General features: G+C 36.4%; 1 protein-coding gene. It reads left to right on the forward strand.

The window, feature by feature from the left end:
* Positions 1 to 363: IS3 family transposase (locus AC1DKZ_RS33165; RefSeq protein WP_476997987.1), on the forward strand; the 363-nt coding region annotated here is incomplete at both ends.

Raw genomic sequence — 363 nt, forward strand, 5'->3', positions numbered from 1 at the left:
ATCATGTCTCTTCCTCTTTACGAATGGATATCGTCTATCAAACATTAGATAACTTGAAAGAGAGATTAGGAGAAGTCATTCATCCTGAAGCGCTTCTACATTCAGACCAAGGTATTCATTATACACACCCTGAATTTCAGAAACGTGTAAGAGAAATGGGGATCAGACAATCTATGTCCCGTAGGGGCAATTGTTTAGACAATGCACCAATGGCATCCTTTTTTGGTCATATGAAAGATGAATTAGATTATAAAGATTGTCAAACCTTTGAATCCCTTGAGCTCAACATAAAGGATTATATGGAGGAGTATAATTATAATCGTTATCAGTGGACATTAAAAAAGATGGCTCCGATCGAATATC

It is taken from the genome of Bacillus sp. 05T21, from assembly GCF_056396785.1.